General features: G+C 57.3%; 2 protein-coding genes. One reads left to right on the top strand and one right to left on the bottom strand.

Translation table 11 applies throughout. The features are described from left to right. Positions 1-587, top strand: a 587-nt coding sequence (locus tag WBC85_RS08930) for an SDR family oxidoreductase (protein ID WP_424435530.1), incomplete at its 5' end; no start/stop codon positions are given. A gap of 7 nt (positions 588-594) precedes the next feature. On the opposite strand, the gene WBC85_RS08935 is transcribed toward WBC85_RS08930, so the two are convergent. Continuing rightward, the gene (locus tag WBC85_RS08935) at positions 595-1,854 is read right to left on the bottom strand and encodes a TRAP transporter large permease (RefSeq protein WP_424435533.1); all 1,260 of its coding nucleotides are present in this window, start codon (positions 1,852-1,854) and stop codon (positions 595-597) included. Positions 1,855-1,963 lie beyond the last annotated feature (109 nt).

The following is a 1,963-nucleotide window of genomic DNA, read 5'->3' on the forward strand; positions in this document are numbered from 1 at the left end:
ATGCAGGCCTGCCCCCGCGCGACGGGCTCGAGGCGGCGATCCTACAGGTCAATTTTCTTGGCACGCGTGCCTTTAGTAACGCGATGCTGCCAGATCTACGCAAAGGCGCGTCTATTGTGAACATGGCCAGCCGCGCGGGACACGGTTGGCGTGAGGGCTTCGAGCAGGTCAAACGACTGGCCGCGCTCACCCGGCCCGAGCAAATCGCCAGTTTCATCGCCACAGAAAAAATAGATGCAACGCGAAGCTATAACCTGTCCAAAGAGGCCGTGATCCTATGGACACTGGCCGAGAGCGAAGCAATGCTTGCACGCGGATTACGGATCAATTCGCTTAGTCCCGGTGGCATATCGACAGGTATCCTTGGTGATTTCCAACGTGCGTTCGGCGCACAAATGGCAAAGAATGTCGCGCGCGCAGGTCGCCCCGGCACGCCTGAAGAAATAGCGCAGATCGCCGCCTTTGTCCTCTCCCCTGCGTCGGGTTGGCTCAAAGGGTCCGACATCGCTATCGACGGCGGCATGGGTGCGTTCAATCTAAGCGACGCGATGGGGCTGGACGTTTTGCGCCTGCCAACCGCCGACTAGACGCGCCTTAGATCAAGGCCGTCGAAAGCCACGGGAAATAGCTAAGCAGGATCAACACCACCAGCACCGCAAGCAGAAACGGCCAGAGCGAGCGCATGATCGCCATCGGGCTTGCTCCGCTCATACTGGACGCGATGTAGAGCCCGACACCGACAGGCGGTGTCAGCAGGCCAAGCACCAGATTGAGGCTCATCACCACACCGAACTGAAAAGGATCGATGTCATAATTGTTCATCGCAATCGGCAACAGGATCGGCGTCACCAGAATGATCGCGGCAATGCCGTCGATCAACATCCCAACGCAAAGCAACACAAGGTTCACGATCAGCAAGAACATGAACGGATCATCGGTGATGGACGTAATCAAGGCCGCCAGCTTTTGCGGCAATGCTTCATAAATCACCACCCAGCCAAACACGCTGGCGGCCGCGATCATGAAGATCACCATCGCTGCATTGCGTGCTGTACGTCCGAAAATGACACCTAGTTTGGCTAGCTCGATCTCTCCATAAAAAAGCCAGCCAATCAGGAACGCGATGAGCGAGGCTACGGCGGCGCTTTCGGTTGGGGTTGCGATGCCAAACAGGATGCCGCCGATGATCGAGGCGGGAATAAGAACCGCAGGCAATGCCGCGATCAGAGCCGCGCGCATCTGGCTGGCTGTCATCCATTCCCCCTTGGGAAACTGTTGTCGCAAACCCACCAGTGCGATCACGATAAAGAACACGCCAGCCAGCATCAGCCCCGGGATTATCCCGGCCAAAAACATATCCCCAATCGGGATTTGCGCCAGAACGCCGTAGATCACGAATAGCATTGATGGCGGGATCACAGGGGCAAGCAAGCCCCCCGCTGCCGTGGTCGCCGCAGCAAAGCCGCGATCATAGCCCTCTTTTTCCATTTCAGGCACCATCGCGCGTGACATCACTGCAATCTGGCTGGCAGCCGATCCGATGATCGCGGCCATGAACATGTTCGCCAAAAGGTTGATATACGCCAGCCCACCGCGAAAACCGCCGACGAAGACCCTTGCCGCGTTGATAAGGCGCGAAGTCATGCCGCCCTCGTTCATCAACTCACCCGTCAGCATGAACAGCGGAATGGCAAGCAGGCCGTAATTCTCGATCCCGGAAAACATCTGCTGCGCAAAGCTGTCAAACAGAACCGTGTTGCCGCTTTCGGTAATATACCAGATCGCCGTTAGCGTCAGCACCAGCGCAATCGGAACCGCGCCAAGCAACAGGAGTGCGAAGATAACAGGTGTCATTGCTGCGCCCCGCGACGCGGGCCTATCAGGTTCGCGACACTATGCAAGGTCGCACCAAAGGCAAAAAGCACCATCACCGACCAGATCCAGATCTTCTTGAACCCAAGTG

The organism is Planktotalea sp., assembly GCF_049680325.1.
Taxonomy (GTDB): Bacteria; Pseudomonadota; Alphaproteobacteria; order Rhodobacterales; family Rhodobacteraceae; genus Planktotalea.

Bases quoted from the DNA above. Each gene is read 5' to 3' on its own strand.
- WBC85_RS08935 (WP_424435533.1), bottom strand. From the start codon at position 1,854: ATGACACCTGTTATCTTCGCACTCCTGTTGCTTGGCGCGGTTCCGATT.